The sequence below is a fragment of the Phenylobacterium sp. genome (genome assembly GCF_031984885.1).
Classification (GTDB): domain Bacteria; phylum Pseudomonadota; class Alphaproteobacteria; order Caulobacterales; family Caulobacteraceae; genus Phenylobacterium.
Genome location: NZ_DAMABV010000002.1, coordinates 270,942 through 288,205, shown reverse-complemented (window position 1 = coordinate 288,205; position 17,264 = coordinate 270,942). Strand labels below are relative to the sequence as shown.

At 69.1% G+C, this 17,264-nt stretch carries 17 protein-coding genes; 11 read left to right on the top strand and 6 right to left on the bottom strand.

Annotated elements, in window-relative coordinates:
- Positions 1-303 precede the first annotated feature (303 nt).
- The 5 genes from RTL41_RS04805 (at position 304) to RTL41_RS04785 (ending at position 4,317) form a co-directional block, all read left to right on the top strand.
- The gene (locus RTL41_RS04805; RefSeq protein ID WP_312161875.1) at positions 304-489 is read left to right on the top strand and encodes a hypothetical protein; all 186 of its coding nucleotides are present in this window, start codon (positions 304-306) and stop codon (positions 487-489) included.
- Between the two features lie 201 nt (positions 490-690).
- On the top strand, positions 691-1,101 hold the full coding sequence (locus RTL41_RS04800) for a hypothetical protein (protein WP_312161873.1): 411 nt from the start codon (positions 691-693) through the stop codon (positions 1,099-1,101).
- 79 nt (positions 1,102-1,180) lie between these two features.
- The gene (gene uvrB, locus RTL41_RS04795; RefSeq protein WP_312161871.1) at positions 1,181-3,424 is read left to right on the top strand and encodes an excinuclease ABC subunit UvrB; all 2,244 of its coding nucleotides are present in this window, start codon (positions 1,181-1,183) and stop codon (positions 3,422-3,424) included.
- Between the two features lie 230 nt (positions 3,425-3,654).
- Positions 3,655-3,945, top strand: a complete 291-nt coding sequence (locus tag RTL41_RS04790; RefSeq protein ID WP_312161870.1) for a hypothetical protein — start codon at positions 3,655-3,657, stop codon at positions 3,943-3,945.
- 87 nt (positions 3,946-4,032) lie between these two features.
- Positions 4,033-4,317 (top strand): hypothetical protein, encoded by a 285-nt coding sequence (locus RTL41_RS04785; RefSeq protein WP_312161869.1) that lies wholly within the window; start codon positions 4,033-4,035, stop codon positions 4,315-4,317.
- Here the strand turns inward: RTL41_RS04785 and RTL41_RS04780 are convergent.
- Positions 4,314-4,589: a GNAT family N-acetyltransferase gene (locus RTL41_RS04780; RefSeq protein WP_312161867.1), complete on the bottom strand. Its 276-nt coding sequence runs from the start codon at positions 4,587-4,589 to the stop codon at positions 4,314-4,316. The genes RTL41_RS04785 and RTL41_RS04780 overlap by 4 nt on opposite strands.
- A gap of 71 nt (positions 4,590-4,660) precedes the next feature.
- Between RTL41_RS04780 and RTL41_RS04775 the strand changes: the two genes are divergently transcribed.
- Positions 4,661-5,236 carry a DUF3617 family protein gene (locus RTL41_RS04775; protein ID WP_312161866.1) on the top strand — a complete coding sequence of 192 codons (576 nt, stop codon included), beginning with the start codon at positions 4,661-4,663 and terminating at the stop codon, positions 5,234-5,236.
- Positions 5,237-5,270: 34 nt separating this feature from the next.
- On the opposite strand, the gene RTL41_RS04770 is transcribed toward RTL41_RS04775, so the two are convergent.
- The 4 genes from RTL41_RS04770 to flgK are packed head-to-tail and all read right to left on the bottom strand — an operon-like array spanning position 5,271 to position 10,762.
- Complete coding sequence (locus RTL41_RS04770; RefSeq protein WP_312161863.1) at positions 5,271-6,461, bottom strand: acetyl-CoA C-acyltransferase; 1,191 nt, start codon at positions 6,459-6,461, stop codon at positions 5,271-5,273.
- Between the two features lie 48 nt (positions 6,462-6,509).
- Complete coding sequence (gene mnmA / locus RTL41_RS04765) at positions 6,510-7,670, bottom strand: tRNA 2-thiouridine(34) synthase MnmA (RefSeq protein WP_312161862.1); 1,161 nt, start codon at positions 7,668-7,670, stop codon at positions 6,510-6,512.
- 56 nt (positions 7,671-7,726) lie between these two features.
- A complete protein-coding gene (locus RTL41_RS04760; RefSeq protein WP_312161861.1) occupies positions 7,727-8,653 on the bottom strand; it encodes a flagellin in 927 nt (308 codons plus the stop codon).
- Positions 8,654-8,665: 12 nt separating this feature from the next.
- Positions 8,666-10,762 (bottom strand): flagellar hook-associated protein FlgK, encoded by a 2,097-nt coding sequence (gene flgK / locus RTL41_RS04755; protein ID WP_312161860.1) that lies wholly within the window; start codon positions 10,760-10,762, stop codon positions 8,666-8,668.
- Positions 10,763-11,170: 408 nt separating this feature from the next.
- On the opposite strand from flgK, the gene RTL41_RS04750 reads away from it, so the two are divergent.
- The 4 genes from RTL41_RS04750 to RTL41_RS04735 all read left to right on the top strand — a co-directional run bounded on the left by RTL41_RS04750 (position 11,171) and on the right by RTL41_RS04735 (position 15,317).
- The gene (locus tag RTL41_RS04750; protein ID WP_312161858.1) at positions 11,171-12,685 is read left to right on the top strand and encodes a flagellar hook-length control protein FliK; all 1,515 of its coding nucleotides are present in this window, start codon (positions 11,171-11,173) and stop codon (positions 12,683-12,685) included.
- Between the two features lie 10 nt (positions 12,686-12,695).
- Entirely contained in the window at positions 12,696-13,442 is a 747-nt protein-coding gene (locus RTL41_RS04745; protein WP_312161856.1) for a flagellar hook assembly protein FlgD, read from the top strand.
- 41 nt (positions 13,443-13,483) lie between these two features.
- Positions 13,484-14,863 carry a flagellar hook protein FlgE gene (locus RTL41_RS04740; RefSeq protein ID WP_312161854.1) on the top strand — a complete coding sequence of 460 codons (1,380 nt, stop codon included), beginning with the start codon at positions 13,484-13,486 and terminating at the stop codon, positions 14,861-14,863.
- Positions 14,864-15,029: 166 nt separating this feature from the next.
- Positions 15,030-15,317, top strand: a complete 288-nt coding sequence (locus RTL41_RS04735; protein ID WP_312161852.1) for a DUF1153 domain-containing protein — start codon at positions 15,030-15,032, stop codon at positions 15,315-15,317.
- A gap of 66 nt (positions 15,318-15,383) precedes the next feature.
- Here the strand turns inward: RTL41_RS04735 and RTL41_RS04730 are convergent, their stop codons facing one another.
- On the bottom strand, positions 15,384-15,773 hold the full coding sequence (locus RTL41_RS04730; protein WP_409418305.1) for a RusA family crossover junction endodeoxyribonuclease: 390 nt from the start codon (positions 15,771-15,773) through the stop codon (positions 15,384-15,386).
- 84 nt (positions 15,774-15,857) lie between these two features.
- Between RTL41_RS04730 and fumC the strand changes: the two genes are divergently transcribed.
- Positions 15,858-17,249: a class II fumarate hydratase gene (fumC, locus tag RTL41_RS04725; RefSeq protein ID WP_312161849.1), complete on the top strand. Its 1,392-nt coding sequence runs from the start codon at positions 15,858-15,860 to the stop codon at positions 17,247-17,249.
- Positions 17,250-17,264: the final 15 nt, after the last annotated feature.

Genomic DNA, 17,264 nt, shown 5'->3' with positions numbered 1-17,264 from the left:
TGAAATTCAAGAAGATCGTGTCCCGTGTGGCGAGGGCGGATGCGCCCCCCGACATCGTCGTCACGATCGCCCCTGCTCATGCTGGCGGCGTGTGACCAAGGGCCCGTCGATTACACGTGGAGTGACAGGCTACGGCGAAGTTAAGGGGGTTTATGACCATCGCCGAGAAGATTCGCAAGGCGGTATTGCGTCGCAGCATGGGATATTTTTCAGGTTTCGTTAACGCCGCCGGCCCGCCTCGGGGAACCTCGGCCGTAGCTCCCCGTTCCCGCTGCGATGCTTTTTGAAACTCGGGAGGCCATCATGCGCACGACCCTCACCCTGCTCGCCGCCGCCGGTTTCGCCCTGACCCTCGCCGCCTGCGGCCACAATGTCGAGCAACGCGCCGCCACCGGCGCAGCCGCCGGCGCCGTCGTCGGCGGCCCGGTCGGCGCGGTGGCCGGCGCCGCCGCCGGCACGGCGGTCAGCAAGGCCGCCGACAAGGAATAGACGACAGGATCCCTTCCCTCGGGAGGGGATCGCCCGCGCGCCGCGAGGACAGGCCCCCTGCCCTCGCCGGCGCGCCCCGGCCCTCCCGCGCCCCGCGTTCGTCGAACTTGGGTCTGGCGAGCGGCGATGGCGCATGCCACCTTGCGTCGGCGGTCGCGTCCGCCACGGACACGCCCCATTTCTGATGCCAAACTGACGCTGATGCTGAAGCACGTCATACTGCTGACCCTCGCGGCTGGCCTCGCCACGCCCGCGATCGCCGCGCCGGACTGGCGCGTGCAGCAGGCCTGCGCCATGCAGCGCTATCTGCGCGCCACCCCCGCCTTCCCCGTCACGAACTGGGGCCGCGACACGGCCAACGTCTCCATCGACGGCGCGCGCACCGCCCTCCCCCGCCGCGAGGACGTCGCCGCCCGGGCGCAGTTCGACAATGCGATGCGATCCGGCCGCGCCTTCGCCGACCGCGCGGCCTCCCAGCTCGCCGCCCTTGACGGGATCAGCCAGGACGAAGCCTTCCGCCGCATCGGCGCCGACCCCGGCCCCTGGCCCCAGGTCACCCCCGCCAGGTGCGAAACCCTGGAACGCCGCGCCGCCCGCAGCGCCGCGCGCTGAGCCTCCCGCCACCCTGCTGACAGGTTCTGACACTCGCGCGCGCTAGCGTCGGGGCATGATCGATCCTACCTTGGCGTCCATGCCCCGTTCCGCCGATCCCGGTCCTGGCGTCGCCGATATGTCGGCGAGCTTCGACTACGACGAATCCGCCATGCCGATGCTGTGGAAGCCGCACCGGCCCGCTCGCCCGGAGAAGTCCGAGGGCGGCAAGCGGTTCAAGCTGGTCAGCGACTTCCAGCCGGCCGGCGACCAGCCGACCGCCATCGCCGACCTCGTGGCCGGCCTGGAGGGGCGCGAGCAGGACCAGGTGCTGCTGGGCGTCACCGGCTCGGGCAAGACCTTCACCATGGCCAAGGTGATCGAGGAGACCCAGCGCCCGGCGCTGATCCTCGCCCCCAACAAGACCCTGGCCGCCCAGCTCTATTCCGAGTTCAAGGCCTTCTTCCCCGAGAACGCGGTCGAGTTCTTCGTCTCGTACTACGACTACTACCAGCCCGAGGCCTACGTGCCGCGGACCGACACCTATATCGAGAAGGACTCGTCGATCAACGAGCAGATCGACCGGATGCGCCACTCGGCCACCCGCGCGATCCTGGAGCGCGACGACGTCATCGTCGTGGCCTCGGTCTCCTGCATCTACGGCATCGGCTCGGTCGAGACCTATACGGCCATGACCTTCACCATCGAGCCCGGCCAGCGGCTCGACGAGAAGCAGCTCATGGCCGACCTCGTGGCCCTGCAGTACAAGCGCAACGACCAGGCCTTCGAGCGCGGCTCGTTCCGTCGCCGCGGCGACACCATCGAGGTCTTCCCCGCCCACTACGAGGACCGCGCCTGGCGCATCTCGCTGTTCGGCGACGAGGTCGAGGCGATCAGCGAGTTCGACCCGCTGACCGGCAAGAAGACCGCCGACCTCGAAGGCGTCAAGATCTACGCCAACAGCCACCACGTCACCCCGCGCCCGACCCTGAACCAGGCGGTCATCCAGATCCGCCAGGAGTTGAAGGAACGGCTCGACTGGCTGGTCGCCAACGGCAAGCTGCTGGAGGCCCAGCGGCTGGAGCAGCGCACTACCTTCGACCTGGAGATGATCCAGGCCACCGGCTCCTGCGCCGGCATCGAGAACTACAGCCGCTTCCTTTCGGGCCGCCGCACCGGCGAGCCGCCGCCGACCTTCTTCGAGTACATTCCCGAGAACGCCCTGCTGTTCATCGACGAGAGCCACCAGGCGGTGCCGCAGATCGGGGCCATGTACCGGGGCGACTACCGCCGCAAGTTCACCCTGGCCGAATACGGCTTCCGCCTGCCCTCCTGCCTCGACAACCGTCCGCTGAAGTTCGAGGAGTGGGACGCCATGCGCCCGCAGACCGTCTCGGTCTCGGCCACGCCGGCGGCCTGGGAGCTGGAGCGGTCCGGCGGCGTCTTCGCCGAGCAGGTGATCCGCCCCACCGGCCTGATCGACCCGCCGGTCGAGGTGCGCCCGGTCTCCAAGGACAACCACAGCCAGGTCGACGACGTCATCGCCGAGGCCCGCGAGACGATCGCCAGGGGCTATCGCACCCTGATCACCGTCCTGACCAAGAAGATGGCCGAGGACCTGACCGAGTACATGCACGAGCAGGGCCTGCGCGTGCGCTACATGCACTCCGACATCGACACCATGGAGCGCATCGAGATCATCCGCGACCTGCGGCTCGGGGCCTTCGACGTGCTGATCGGCATCAACCTGCTGCGCGAGGGCCTCGACATCCCCGAGGTCGGGCTGGTCGCCATCCTCGACGCCGACAAGGAGGGCTTCCTGCGCTCGGAGACCTCGCTGATCCAGACCATCGGCCGTGCGGCCCGGAACGTCGACGGCAAGGTCATCCTCTATGCCGACCACATCACCGGCTCGATGGAGCGGGCCATGGCCGAGACCCAGCGCCGCCGCGAGAAGCAGGAGCAGTACAACATCGAGCACGGCATCACGCCCGAGAGCGTGAAGAGCCAGATCAAGGAGATCCTCGCCTCCCCCTACGAGAAGGACCGCGTGCTGGTCCCCGTCGGCGTGGCCGAGGACGCCGGCAAGCCGTTCCTGGGGGACAACTTCAAGGCCACCCTGCGCGACCTCGAGGCCAGGATGCGCCAGGCCGCCGCCGACCTGGAGTTCGAGACCGCCGCGCGCCTGCGCGACGAGATCAAGCGCCTCAAGCTGCTCGACCTGGAGTTCGCCAACGACGCCCTCACCGGCGAAGGCGAGACCGCTGATCGCGAGGTCGTGAAGAAGGTCCGGGCCGAGGCGCGGGCCGAGAGCCAGGAGCGGTTCCGCAAGGGCAAACGCTAGCTCCGCAATAGGGACAACCCCTTGTTCACGCTGGGAAAACAACCGAGCGTGGCGCCGGATCGGCTGTACGCCTGTAACCCAAACTCCACAGTACGAAAGACCGTATCGTTAAGTTTCGGAAGCCCGGAACCACGGCCCCGCTTCGCGCGTAGAGTCCCGCGAATGGGGGAGCGCTGTCGAGGCGGTCCGTAGTGGGTCGCGGGCATGACGCTCTGCCTGGGGATCATCCCATGACGCCTCCGCTTTCCGTGGTGGCCGACAATTCGGCCGACAAGACCAAACCCCTTTCAGGCCACGACCTGTCCGAGCGCATTCGCCGATTGCAGGCCGAGGCCAAGTCCCTGGCGCGCGAGCACATCCACGCCCTCGGCCTGGCTCTGATCGAGGTCGAGCGGCTGTCGGCCGAGATCGCCGACGGCGGCGAGGCCTATCCGGCCGGCGTGCGCGACCTCGCGCGGCGCATGGCCGAGGACTGCGAGATGAAGGTCCAGACCCTCGAGGCGATTTCTTCCCGGACCTGAAGCCGAACGCGCACCGCCCCGCTGGCGCGACTCCTGCAGCACAGGGCTCAGACTGTGCAGCTTTGGGAGCGTCAGATGGTGAATCGGATGCGTGCGTCAGCGGCCCTCAGCATTGTGGCCGACAATCCAGCCGCTGCGGCGGCGCCCTCGGTGGCCGACCGGATCCGTCGGTTGCAGGCCCAGGCCAAGAACCTCGCCCGCGAGCACATCCTGGCGCTGGAAACGGCCATGGCCGAGGTCGAGCGGCTGTCGGCCGAGATCGCCGGCGGCGGCGAAGCCTATCCGGTCGGGGTGCGCGAGATCGCCCGCCGCGTGGCCGCCGACTGCGAGGCCAACGGCAACACGATCAAGGCGCTGGCCGGGCGGGCCTAAGCCACCAGGTCGCGGAACTCGTGGCTGCGACGCAGCCACGCCGCGGCGAACCCGCAGATCGGCACGATCTTCAGCCCGCGCTCGCGCGCGTTGGCGGCCAGAGCCGCCATCAGGCGGCCGGACGCGCCCGTGCCGCGCAGCGGAACCGGGCTCTCCACGTGGTCGATGAACAGCCGGTCGCCGGACAGCCGATAGTCGGCCCAGGACGTCATGCCCTGCTCGGTCATCTCGAACCGCTGCTCGGCGGCGTTGTCTCTCAGTGCTTGGCTCATGGGCCTAATTTAACGTTTGTCACGGACAATCGGTCCGGAAATCTTCAACCGCACCGTGTCGGGGGGCGCGAATGTACGCAATTCGGACCGTGGGCGTCGCCGCCCTGGCGATCCTCGCCCTGGGCGCCTGCCAGCCCGCCGCCGTGGTCGACGCCGACGGCGTCGCGCGCGCCAACCTCAAGCGCCCGCCCCCCCGCCAGCCCGGCATCTGGGAAACCCGGGTCGTCCTCGGCGACGTCGTCCAGACCACGCTGATCTGCATCGACGAGAAGGTCGACAGGAAGGTCGACTGGATGGGCGCCCAGGGCACGCGCGAGACCTGCAGCGAAAGCTCCATCACCCGCCAGGACGACAATTCCCTGCGCTTCTCGTCGGTCTGCGACATGGGCGCCCGCGGCAAGGTGACGACCAGCGGCGTGGCCCGCGGCGACTTCTCGCTGCGCTACGAAGCCGAGGGGACCCAGGTCACCACCGGCGCCGACCTGCCGGTCACGAACGGCGTGCACGCGGTCAAGGTCACCTCCGTCTGGAAGGGGCCCTGCCCCAAGGACTGGCGCCCGGGCGATATGTCGGTCCCCGGCGGCATCCAGTACAACGCCGCCGCCACCGGCCAGACCGCGCAGGCGGGCGCTGCGGCCCGGCCTTAGGTGGTCCCGGCCTTCGCCGGGATGACTGGTTGGGTCAGACCAGCTCCACCGCCATCGCCGTCGCCTCGCCGCCGCCGATGCACAGGCTGGCCAGGCCGCGCTTGCCGCCGCGGGCTTCCAGGGCCGAGATCAGGGTGGCCAGGATGCGGGCGCCGCTGGCGCCGATCGGGTGGCCGAGGGCGCAGGCGCCGCCGTTGACGTTCAGCCTGACGCGGTCGATGCCCAGCTCGCGCTCGGCGATCATCGCCACCACCGCGAAGGCCTCGTTGACCTCGAACAGGTCGACGTCGTCGACGCTCCAGCCGGCCTTCTTCAGCGCCTTCTGCATGGCCGGAACCGGCGCGGTGGTGAACAGGCCCGGCTCATGGGCGTGGGCGGCGTGGCTGACCACCCTGGCGACCACCTTCAGGCCCAGCCTCTCGGCCACCGAGGCCCGCGTCATCACCAGGGCCGCGGCGCCGTCCGAGATCGACGAGGCGTTGGCGGCGGTGATCGCGCCGTCCTTGCCGAAGGCCGGCTTCAGGGTCGGAATCTTGGCCGGATCGGCCTTCAGCGGCTGCTCGTCGGTCGAAACCGTCTCGCTGCCCTTGCGGGTGACGACCTCGACCGGAACGATCTCGCGGGCGAAGGCCCCGTTCTGCGTCGCCGCCTTGGCGCGGGCCAGCGAGGAGATCGCGAACTCGTCCATCGCCTCGCGGGTGAACTGGTAGGCGCGGGCCGTCTCGTCGGCGAAGGAGCCCATCAGCCGGCCAGGCTCGTAGGCGTCCTCCAGGCCGTCCAGGTACATGTGGTCGAAGGCGGTGTCGTGGCCGATCCGGGCGCCGCCGCGGTGCTTGTTCAGCAGGTACGGCGCGTTGGTCATGCTTTCCATGCCGCCGGCGACGATGATGTCGGCGCTGCCGGCCGCCAGGGCGTCGTGGGCGATGATCGCTGCCTGCATGCCCGAGCCGCACATCTTGTTGAGCGTGGTCGCCTCGACCGACCTGGGCAGGCCCGCGCCCAGCGCCGCCTGGCGGGCCGGCGCCTGGCCAAGGCCGGCCGGCAGCACGCAGCCCATGAAGATCTGCTCGACGGCTTCGGGCGAGACGCCCGCCCGCTCGACCGCCGCGCGCACGGCGGCGGCCCCGAGCTCAGTGGCCTTGAGCGCGCTGAGCGCGCCCTGGAAGCCCCCCATCGGGGTGCGGGCATAGGCGGCGATGACGACGGGATCGGCGGCTTGGGTCATGCCGCCGATATAATTCTCCAACCGGCGAAATGAAATGCTGCCGCAGCGTCAGGCGCCGGCGCGTTCCGTCGTATCGATGAAGCCGCCGCCCAGCACCCGGTCCGGCTGCTCGGGCGCGTAGAGCACGCAGGCCTGGCCCGGCGCCACGCCTTCTTCCGGCGTGTCGAGTTCGACGGCCGCCACGCCGCCGCGCAGGGCCAGGCGCCCAGGGACCGGCTCGCGGGTGGAGCGCACGCGCGCCAGCACCGCCCGGCCGGCGGCGCCGGCCATGTCGCCGCCTTCGCCCAGCCAGTTGGTTTCCTTCAGCGTCAGGGCGCGGGTCAGCAGCGCCTCGCGCGGCCCCACCACCACCTGGCGCCTGTCGGCGTCGATCCTCACCACGAACAGCGGGTCGCCGACCGCGATGTTCAGGCCCCGGCGCTGGCCGATGGTGTAGCGGGTCACGCCCTCGTGGCGGCCCAGCACCCGGCCGTCCATGTGCACGACGTCGCCCGCTTCCGCGCCGTGCGGGCGCAGGCGGTCGATGATCGTGGTGTAGCGGCCTTCCGGCACGAAGCAGATGTCCTGGCTGTCGGGCTTGTCGGCCGCGGCCAGGCCCAGCTCCGCCGCCACCCGCCGCACTTCGGGCTTGGGCAGGCCGCCCAGCGGGAAGCGCAGGAAGTCGAGCTGGTCGCGCGTGGTGGCGAACAGGAAATAGCTCTGGTCGCGCGCCGGGTCGGCGGCGCGCAGCAGTTGCGCGCCATCCGCCGCATCGGCCCGTTGCACGTAGTGCCCGGTGGCCATGGCCTCGGCCCCCAGGTCGCGCGCCACGTCCAGCAGGTCGCGGAACTTCACCGTCTGATTGCAGCGGATGCAGGGGACCGGCGTCTCGCCGCGCAGGTAGGCGTCGGCGAAGTCCTCGATGACCTGTTGCTTGAACTTGCTTTCGTAGTCGAGGACGTAGTGTGGGATGCCGATGACGTCGGCGGCGGTCCGCGCGTCATGGATGTCCTGGCCCGCGCAGCAGGCGCCCTTCTTCTGGATCGCCGCGCCATGGTCGTAGAGCTGCAGGGTCACGCCCACGACGTCGTAGCCGGCCCTGGCCAGCAGGGCGGCGGTGACGGTGGAATCCACACCGCCGGACATGGCCGCGACCACCCGCGCGCCGGGCTTCAGGCCCACGGCGGCGCGCGCGGCTTCCACGGCGGCGTCTGTGAAAAGCGCGTTCATGGCGCGCTATGTAGCGTCTGGCGGCCCGATTTGCGAGGCGCCGCCGTCACCGGGCCTTAGCGCAGCGCGTTCAGCAGCGAGGAGTCGCGCAGGGTGATGAACACCTGGGTCGAGGCCTGCAGCGCCAGGGTCGCCTTCTCCAGCTCGACGGCGGCCAGCGGCATGTTGGCGTCGACGATGTCGCCGATCATGCCCTTCAGGCTGTTCTGCCGCGCGGTCAGGTCGGTTCTCACGTCGTCGACGCGGGCCTGCACCATGCCGTTGCGGGCGGTCTTGTCGATGATGTCGCTGGCCGCAGTGTCCCATTTGCTGAGCTCGTCGGTCAGGAACGTCCGCTGGGCGTCGGTCATGGTGCCGCCGAACGGCGTCGCCTCGTGGAAGGCCTGCAGGGTCTTGTAGGCCGTGAGCAGCTCGGTCCCCAGGTCGCTGGCCAGCAGTCCGGTCCTCACCGTCGTGGCGTCGTCGACCTTGTGCTCGGTGATGAAGTTGTCGTTCTGGAAGAAGTCCGAGATCAGCGGGTTGAGCGGGTCGGTCAGGTCCGACAGCGCCTGGGCCGTCACCGGCATGGTGTCGATCTTGCCGCCGGCGAACAGGTACTTGCCGCCATAGCGCGAGTTCATCGCCGCGACCGCGTTGCGGAACTGCGCCTCGATCTCCTGCATCAGGGTGTCAGTGCGGCCGGTGGCGATGGCTTCCTCGATCGCCTGCTTGGTCCCGGCCGCCGCGTCGCCCAGTTGGGTCATCGCGAAGTCCTGGGTAGTGAGCTTGTCGGCGATCAGCTTGTTCTGGTCGAGATAGCCGCCGATCCGCGCCTCGACGGACCGCATCGCCGTCAGCATCTCGGCGTTGCGCGAATAGTCCTTGAGGTTGGCCCCGTTCTCCTGGGTCGCCACGCGGTCGCCCGCATTCATCTGCTTCTGCTGGGCCAGCATGATGTTCCGAAGAACCAGGCTGTAATTGCCGCCGGTCGTGACGCGATACATCGTCAGTCTCCGCTAAACCATGTTGGTCAGGACGTCGAACAGCTCTCTGGCCGCCTGAATCATGCGGGCCGAAGCGTTGAAGGCCTGTTGATAAGTCGTCAGTCGGACGAGTTCCTCGTCCACGTTCACGCCCTCGACCGCCTCGCGGCGGGCCCTGGCCTCGTTGGCCACCGACTCCGCCGCGCTCCTGCGGTTGTCCGCCGCCTCGGCCTGGCGGCCGATGGAGCCGCCGAATTCGGCGGCGTAGCGGCTCAGCGTCATGCTCACGGCGCCGAGCGTGCCGGCCGGCGAGAAGCTGGTGGTGACGTCGCCGGCTCCGGCCAGCAGCCGCGCGCCGCGGCCGTCGCCAGCGGTGACCGCGGGCTGGCCGGCCGCCACCGAGAGATCCAGCGTCGCCAGGCCCAGCTTCATCGGATCCTGCGAAATGGCCGCATCGACCTGGTAGCGCCCGGCGCGGGCGTTGCGCTCGATCACCCCCAGGCCGAACATCTGGCTCATCGAGGGGCCGGTGGCGCCGCGCTGGGTCTGGTCCAGGGTGATGGACAGGGTCGCATTCTGCGGCGGCGAGCCGGCGAAGGTCAGGGCGCCCTTGGAGTCCAGCGTGAACTGGCCGTTGACGCCCACGCCGGTCACCGGGTCGTTCAGCGCCGCCAGCAGGTCGGACATGCTGTCGGCCGGAGGCGGCGGCACGGTGAAGGTCAGGTCGCGGATCGGCTTGCCGTCCGCCGCCGCCAGCCGGAAGCTTATCGTCTGGCCGGGCGTGAAGCCGTGCGGATCGGTCCCCTTCAGCCCGGTCTCGTAGCTCATCATCCCGCCGGACCGCACGAGGTCGTTCAGGCCGAAGAAGTGCGAGAAGCCCCGCCCGGTCTTGACCGAGGTGCCCTCGTCGACGGCGATGCGGTTGTCGCCCGTCCCGGCGATGCTCAGCGCCCCGTCGGTGAAGCTGGCCGTGGCCGCGCCGCCCATGGCGGTGTTCAGGGTGGCCAGGAAGGTGGCCGGCGTGAACGCCCCGCCCGGAACCATCGAGCCGGTGTCGAAGTCGATGTCGACCCGGCTCTGCAGCACGCCGTCCTTGTCCAGGATGGCGACCGTGGTCTTGCCGGTGAAGCCGTCCACCGCGGTCGGCAGGTCGAGGCCGGTGTCGCGGCCGTTCAGGACCTTCGGCGGCGGCGAGGACGTGGTCTTGTTATGCGCGGCGTTCAATTGCTCGACCGTGCGCGAGATGAACTCGCCCAACTGGTCGGCCATGCCGGGCAAGGTGGTGTCGCGCAGATCCAGCAGGCCGCGGATCTCGCCGCCCATGACCTGGATGGGCTGGGGGAAGCCCACCCCGCCATCGGGCTCGACCGCGATGTAGCCCTTGGTGGCGTCGGTGCGGTTGTAGCTCAGCGTCGCGGCCTTGCCGTCGCCGGCCAGCAGCAGGCCCTCGGCCGAGCGGACGGTCACCCCGCCGTTCGGACGCAGCGCGACCTGCACGTTCATCAGGGTCGAAAGCTCGTCGACCAGTTGGCTCTGGATGTTCTCCGACCCCGAGGCGTCGCCGCTGGTCAGCTTGGCGCGGCTGATGTCGGCGTTCATCTGGTTGATCTGCCGCAGCAGGTCGTTGGCGCGGTTCACATTGGCCGAGATGCGCGCGTCGACCGTCTCTTCCAGCTCCCGGATCTGCGCGTTGATGCGGCCGGTTTCGGTCAGGAAGTCCTCGACCTTGGAGATGCCCTGGCTGCGCAGCAGGCTCGACGAGGGATCGTCCGCCGCCGCCGCGAAGGCCGTGAAGATCTGGTCCAGCCGCGAGAAGTAGAAGGTGTCCTTGCCCGGATTGCCGAACAGGCTCTGGGCGTTGTCCATGTATTGCGAGAACACGTCCCAGCGCGAGGCGTCGGAAGAGGCGGTCAGCGTCGCCAGTTGCAGGTACTGGTCGGTGACCCGCCGCACGCCCTGGATGTCGACGCCCATCCCCTGGCCCCCGACCACCAGCGGGGCCTGGTCGACCTGCTTTCGGACGTAGCCGGGCGTGTTGACGTTGGCGATATTGTCCGACGTGACGCGCAGGTTCATCTGGGCTGCATTCAGCCCGGACGCCGCCGTCTTCAGCGTAGCCGTCAGTGACACGGTTTACCCTCCGCCCGGCAAAGCCTGTCGCGCAACCCGGCCAAATCTGCCGAGACAAGGGTGAACGCCCGCGCGAGGACCATGCAAAAATCCAATCTTTTCAACGCCGTCCGTTTTGGACGTCGCCGAACTTGGATTCCACGGCGCAAGACCGGCGCCACTTGCGCGGCCATGGGGAGGCGGCGCGTTCCCGACAGGGCGGCAGGGACGACCCATCGTACAGCTTCGGCTCGGCAAAAAACGCCTCGACGGCCCATCGGCGCCCACAGCCAAAACCGTCTTTTCCTTTTATTTTCAATGCACTGACGAGTTGGCGCAAAGGTTGCTCAGAAGGGTCCGAATGTATGCGGCGCAGAAGCGCTCCCATTGAGAAGCCCCGGCCAGGCCAGGGCGGATTCACCGGAAGCCATGACAGCGCCCCTGTTCAATTTGCCGATGACCAGCCCGATCGCCGGGCCCTCCGCCGCCGCTCCCGGCGGCGAGGGCGCGCTGGGCGGTTTCGAGGCGCTGCTCGCCGCGTTCTTCGGCGCGCCGGCCGACCCGGCGGAAGACGGCCTCTTCGCCGCCCAGCCGGACGGCGAAACCGTCATCGACCCCGACGCCAAGCCGGCAGGCGACGCGCCCAGCGCCGATCCCCTCGCCCCGGCGCCGGGCGTTCCCATCGACGCCATGACCCTGGCCGCGATGCTGGCCGCGCCGCAGCCTGCACAGTCCCAGCCCATCCAGGCGCAGCCAGCGGGCGAAGGCCAGGCCCCGGCGCCTGGCCCAGCCACGCCGTTCACGCCGCAGCCGGCCTCGGCCGCCGCGCCGGTCGCCGCCCCTGTCGCCGGCCAGCCTGCGCCCCTCGACGCCGAACCGCTCGCCGAAGCCGGGATCGCCCCGCCGGCGACCGAACCCCAGCTCGCCGCCGCGCCGCAGGCCCGGCCGCAGGCGCCCGGCGCGACCGAGACGCCCGAGGCCAAGACCGCCGATCCTGCCGCCCAGCCCGCCCCCTCGCCCGTCGCCAAGCCCCAGGCGCAGCCGCCTCTGGCCCAGCCGGCACAGGCCGCCGCTCCGCCCGTCGCGCCGCCGCGGCCGGCCACGCCGACGACCGACATGCCCGCTTCCGAGCTCGCCCAGGCCGAAGCCGCCGTCGCGGCCCAGGTCGACGGCGAAGCCAAGCCTCCCGAGGCCCAGCCGGCGCCGCGCTCCACCCGTCAGGCCGACGCGACCCGCCGCCAGGGCGCCGTCCCGGCGGCGACCGATAGCGCCGCGCCCGCCCAAGGCGCGGTGCTGCCCAACGCCGTGACCGCCGCCGCAAGCGCCGAGGCCAAGGGCCAGCCGGCCTCGACCCTGGAGACCGCCGCGCCGCTCGCGGCCGCCTCCGACGCCAAGACCGATCCGGCCGCCGCCGACGCGCCCGACTTCCAGCCGCCGGCGCCTGTCGCGACGGCCCAGGCCCCGGCGACGCCGGCTCAGGCCGCGCCGGCCCGCGTCACCTCCGAGACCATCGCCAACCTGACCGCCCAGATCGGCCAGAAACTGGAAGGTCGGGCGACGAAATTTGACGTTGAGCTGACCCCGGCCGGCCTCGGCCACGTCAGCATCTCGGTCGAGATCGCCGCCAGCGGCAAGATGACCGCAGCGATGTCCTTCGACTCGCCCCAGGCCGCCGCCGAGCTGCGCGCCCGCTCGCACGAGCTGCAGCGCGCGCTGGAACAGGCCGGCTTCGACCTGGCCGGCGGCCTGTCGTTCGACGTCACCGGCGACCGCGGCGGCGACGGCCGCGGCCTGGCCCAGCAGCAACAGCAGAACGACGGCGCCTGGCGCGGCCGGGCCTTCCAGGCGGTGCTCGGCACCGCCGGCGAAGTCGCCGAGGCCGCGGCGTCCGCCGCCCTTCAATACGCACGCCGGTCCGACGCCGGCGTCGACATCCGGATCTAGGGAGACTCCCATGGCGATCGATCCGACCGCAGCGGCAGCCTACGGGGGCGCCTCGAGCACCGGGCGCACGCGCCTGGCCGACAGCTACGAGACGTTCATGAACCTGCTGACGGCGCAGATCAAAAACCAGGACCCGCTGTCGCCGATGGACTCCACCCAGTTCACCCAGCAGCTCGTCCAGATGACCGGCGTGGAGCAGCAACTGCTGACCAACGACCTGCTGGAGAAGCTGGTGACCAACACCGGCTCGGGCATCCAGACCTCGGTCAGCCTGCTCGGCCGCGAGGTCCGCGCGCTCCACAACGAAGCCAAGCTGACCGCCGGCAAGGCCGAGTGGTCCTACAAGCTCGACCGGGAAGCCGCCGACGTGACCGTCGAGGTGGTCAACCAGTTCGGCAAGGTCGTCCAGGTCGTCAAGACCAGCGGCGACGACCTGAAGGCCGGCGACCACACCTTTTCCTGGGACGGCAAGGACCGCACCGGCGCCCAGTTGTCGAACGGCGAAACCTACACCCTGCGCGTCACCGCCAAGGACTCGGCGGGCGCGACGGTGGGGGTCACCAACTTCCTCAAGGGCCTCGTCACCGGCGTCGAGCAGGCCGACGGCAAGACCTACATCACCATCAACGGCGTGAAGGTCGGCTGGGAGAAGGTCACCTCCATCGCCGAACCGACGCCCAAGGAGACCGCGTCCACCGGGACGCCAACCCCCGACAACCAGGACGACGAGACCCCGCCGTCCGAGCAGGCCGCCTGACGGCGCCTCATCCCAGCATTCGTATAGAAAGGTAGACACCCATGAGCATCAACAGCGCCATGCTCTCCGGCGTTTCCGGGCTGATCACCAACTCCTCGGCCCTGGCGGCGATCTCCGACAACATCGCCAACGTCAACACCACCGCCTACAAGCGCAACCAGGTGAACTTCGCCAACGTCGTCACCGCCCAGGCGGTCAAGGGCCGCTACTCGGCCGGCGGCGTGCAGGCGGTCACCCGCCAGTTCATCAGCCAGCAGGGCCTGATCCAGAGCGCCACCTCGCCCACCGACCTCGGCATCTCGGGCGACGGCTTCTTCGTCGTCGCGACCAAGGGCGGCACGCTCACCCCGAACGACGAGCGCGTCTTCACCCGCTCGGGCTCGTTCAGCGTCGACGCCGACGGCTTCCTGGTCAACGACGCCAAGCTCTACCTGCAGGGCTGGCCGGTCCAGAACGACGGCACCTTCAACACGAACCCGTCCGATCTCAGCCTGATGGAGTCGATCAACGTGAAGAACCTGGGCGCCGCGGTGCGGGCGACCAGCAACATCGTGGTCAACGCCAACCTCAACAAGAGCCTGGTCGCCGACGCCGCCAAGAACGCGGCCTATGCGGCCGGCGGCATGGCCGACTGGGCGGTCAACCAGGATCCCGCCACCGGCGTGCAGCCCGACTTCACCTTCGAGATGAACGTCATCGACTCGGTGGGCGCGACCCACAAGGTCGCCGTGGCCTTCATCAAGGACGACACGACGCCGAACATGTGGAAGGCCGAAATGTACGCGGTGCCGGCGTCCGACGTGGACGGCGCCGCCAACGGCCTGATCGCCTCGGGCGACATCATGTTCACCGCCGACGGCCAACTCGACCTCGCTCACGCCGACACCACCCTGTTCGGTCCGACCGCCAAGCTCAACCTGGGCGCCTCGGGTACTGCGGCGACCCCGCGCTGGGCCGACAACCTCGGCATCCAGGCCTCGGACATCGACCTCGACTGGAGCAAGGTCACCCAATACGCCTCGCCCTCGACCCTCAACGCAGCCAACTCCGATGGCGCCAACGTCGGCAACGTGGTCGGCGTCGAAGTCAGCGAGGACGGCGTTGTTTCGGCCATCTTCGACAACTCCGAAGTTCGCAAGATTGCGAAGATCGGCCTGGCCAGCTTCGCCAATCCTGACGGCCTGGCGGCGGTCAGCGGCAACGCCTATCGCGCCACGATCCCTTCGGGCGAGTTCGTGATCAAGCAGCCGGGCATCGGCGGCGCCGGCGAAATCGCCGCCGGGACGCTGGAAGCCTCGACAGTTGACCTGTCCGCAGAGTTCACCGGATTGATCACGACCCAGAAAGCCTATTCAGCATCTTCGAAGATCATCACCACCGCCGACCAGATGCTTGAAGAGTTGATCAATATTAAGAGGTAATATTTGGCGTTAAGCCCTCTTAACATCGATCAATAACTTAGACTGTACCAAAAACGGACAACGGCGAATCATGAGTAGGGAATTGTTTACTATCGTGATTCACCGGCTGTTATGGCCCGTCCGCTACGTTCGGCCTGAACAGTGATGGTCGGAAAGGCGTAAAGCCATGTTGCAACAACAGCAGACGCGCACGAACAGCCGCGGCGAGGCGTACGTCATCGGCCCGACGGGCGCGCCTCTGACGCTCAGGGATCTGCCGCCGCCGGACACCGGCCGCTGGGTGATCCGCCGCAAGGCCGAGGTGGTCGCCGCCGTGCGCGGCGGGCTGCTGACCCTGGACGAGGCGTGCGAACGCTACTCGCTGACCAACGAGGAATTCCTCGCCTGGCAGAAGTCGATCGATCGCCACGGCCTGGCCGGCCTGCGCACCACCCGCCTGCAGCAGTACCGCTGATCCCTTCGCCCTCTGGCGGATCAGCGAACCGCGGCCGCGCCCCACAAGGGCGCGGCCGCCTTCGTTTCAGCGCTGGTAGGCGGCGCCCAGCAGGTTGACGTCCGACAGCTTGCGGACCGTGACGGTGATCTGTTCGCGGTCCCCGCCGCGCCGCTCGACCAGCAGGCGGGCGACCTGGGCGTCGTCGTGGAACGTATAGCCCTTGATGGCGTCGAGGATCGCCTTGGCCAGGTTGTCGAGGTCGATCCAGGGCGGGTCGCCGACATATTCCATGACGATGTCGACCGAGAACTCGCCCCAGCTCGGCCGCGAGCCGCGCCAGGCCTTGCGGAAGAACTCGTAGACCAGCGGCTTGTAGTACTTCGCCTGGGTGGTCAGGCCATCGACCACCACCTCCACGACGCCTTCGGCCTCGCGGGCGCGCACCTTCCCATGGGATATCCAATCGCCGTCCATGCCCCTCCATAGGGCCTGCGCGCCTTGCAGTCTCGCGCGCGTTCGCTAAACCGGCGCTGCGAACATATCGGAGCTGAAGACATCATGACCGCGACCCGCACCGAGACCGACACCTTCGGACCCATCGAGGTCGCGACCGACGTCTATTGGGGCGCGCAGTCGCAGCGCTCGATCGGCAACTTCAAGATCGGCTGGGAAAAGCAGCCCAAGCCGGTGATCCGGGCCCTGGGCATCGTCAAGCGCGCCGCGGCCGAGGCCAACATGGAGCTCGGCAAGCTCGACCCGAAGATCGGCGCGGCCATCGTCGCCGCCGCCCAGGAGGTCATCGACGGCAAGCTCGACGACCACTTCCCGCTGGTGGTCTGGCAGACCGGGTCCGGCACCCAGTCGAACATGAACGCCAACGAGGTGATCTCGAACCGCGCGATCGAGATGCTGGGCGGGGTCATGGGCTCCAAGACCCCGGTCCACCCGAACGACCACGTCAATATGAGCCAGTCGTCCAACGACACCTATCCGACGGCCATGCACATCGCCTGCGCCGAGCAGGTGGCCAAGGAGCTGATGCCGGCGCTGGAGCACCTGCACGCGGCCCTGAAGGTCAAGGTCAAGGCCTTCGACCACATCATCAAGATCGGCCGCACCCACACCCAGGACGCCACGCCCCTCACGCTCGGCCAGGAGTTCTCCGGCTATTCGCAGCAGGTCGCCAACGGCGTGCGCCGGATCAAGGACACCCTGCACGGCCTCTATGAACTGGCCCAGGGCGGCACCGCCGTCGGCACCGGCCTCAACGCCCCGGTCGGCTTCGCCGAACTGGTGGCCAAGAAGATCGCCGACATCACCCACCTGCCCTTCGTGACCGCGCCGAACAAGTTCGAGGCCCTGGCCGCCCACGACGCCATGGTCTTCAGCCACGGCGCGATCAACACCATGGCCGGCTCGCTGTTCAAGATCGCCAACGACATCCGCTTCCTGGGCTCGGGGCCCCGTTCGGGCCTGGGCGAACTGGCCCTGCCGGAGAACGAGCCCGGCTCGTCGATCATGCCGGGCAAGGTCAATCCGACCCAGTGCGAGGCCCTGACCATGGTCTGCACCCAGGTGTTCGGCAACAACGCCACGCTCACCTTCGCCGGCGCCTCGGGCCACTTCGAGCTGAACGTCTTCAACCCGGTGATGGCCTACAACTTCCTGCAGTCGTGCCGCCTGCTGGCCGACGCCTCGATCTCGTTCACCGACAACTGCGTGGTCGGCATCGAGGCCCGCGAGGACAACATCAAGGCCGCCCTCGAGCGCTCGCTGATGCTGGTCACCGCCCTGAACGGCAAGATCGGCTACGACAACGCCGCCAAGATCGCCAAGACCGCCCACAAGAACGGCACCACCCTGCGCGAGGAAGCCGTCGGCGGCGGCTACGTCACCAACGAAGAGTTCGACGCCCTGGTGCGCCCCGAAAAGATGATCAGCCCGGGCTGATCAGCCCCCTGCGTG

Coding starts and splice junctions, on each gene's coding strand:
- RTL41_RS04805 (WP_312161875.1), top strand. CDS start 304: ATGCGCACGACCCTCACCCTGCTCGCCGCCGCCGGTTTCGCCCTGACC.
- RTL41_RS04800 (WP_312161873.1), top strand. CDS start 691: ATGCTGAAGCACGTCATACTGCTGACCCTCGCGGCTGGCCTCGCCACG.
- uvrB (WP_312161871.1), top strand. CDS start 1,181: ATGCCCCGTTCCGCCGATCCCGGTCCTGGCGTCGCCGATATGTCGGCG.
- RTL41_RS04790 (WP_312161870.1), top strand. CDS start 3,655: ATGACGCCTCCGCTTTCCGTGGTGGCCGACAATTCGGCCGACAAGACC.
- RTL41_RS04785 (WP_312161869.1), top strand. CDS start 4,033: ATGCGTGCGTCAGCGGCCCTCAGCATTGTGGCCGACAATCCAGCCGCT.
- RTL41_RS04780 (WP_312161867.1), bottom strand. CDS start 4,589: ATGAGCCAAGCACTGAGAGACAACGCCGCCGAGCAGCGGTTCGAGATG.
- RTL41_RS04775 (WP_312161866.1), top strand. CDS start 4,661: ATGTACGCAATTCGGACCGTGGGCGTCGCCGCCCTGGCGATCCTCGCC.
- RTL41_RS04770 (WP_312161863.1), bottom strand. CDS start 6,461: ATGACCCAAGCCGCCGATCCCGTCGTCATCGCCGCCTATGCCCGCACC.
- mnmA (WP_312161862.1), bottom strand. CDS start 7,670: ATGAACGCGCTTTTCACAGACGCCGCCGTGGAAGCCGCGCGCGCCGCC.
- RTL41_RS04760 (WP_312161861.1), bottom strand. CDS start 8,653: ATGTATCGCGTCACGACCGGCGGCAATTACAGCCTGGTTCTTCGGAAC.
- RTL41_RS04750 (WP_312161858.1), top strand. CDS start 11,171: ATGACAGCGCCCCTGTTCAATTTGCCGATGACCAGCCCGATCGCCGGG.
- RTL41_RS04745 (WP_312161856.1), top strand. CDS start 12,696: ATGGCGATCGATCCGACCGCAGCGGCAGCCTACGGGGGCGCCTCGAGC.
- RTL41_RS04740 (WP_312161854.1), top strand. CDS start 13,484: ATGAGCATCAACAGCGCCATGCTCTCCGGCGTTTCCGGGCTGATCACC.
- RTL41_RS04735 (WP_312161852.1), top strand. CDS start 15,030: ATGTTGCAACAACAGCAGACGCGCACGAACAGCCGCGGCGAGGCGTAC.
- RTL41_RS04730 (WP_409418305.1), bottom strand. CDS start 15,773: ATGGACGGCGATTGGATATCCCATGGGAAGGTGCGCGCCCGCGAGGCC.
- fumC (WP_312161849.1), top strand. CDS start 15,858: ATGACCGCGACCCGCACCGAGACCGACACCTTCGGACCCATCGAGGTC.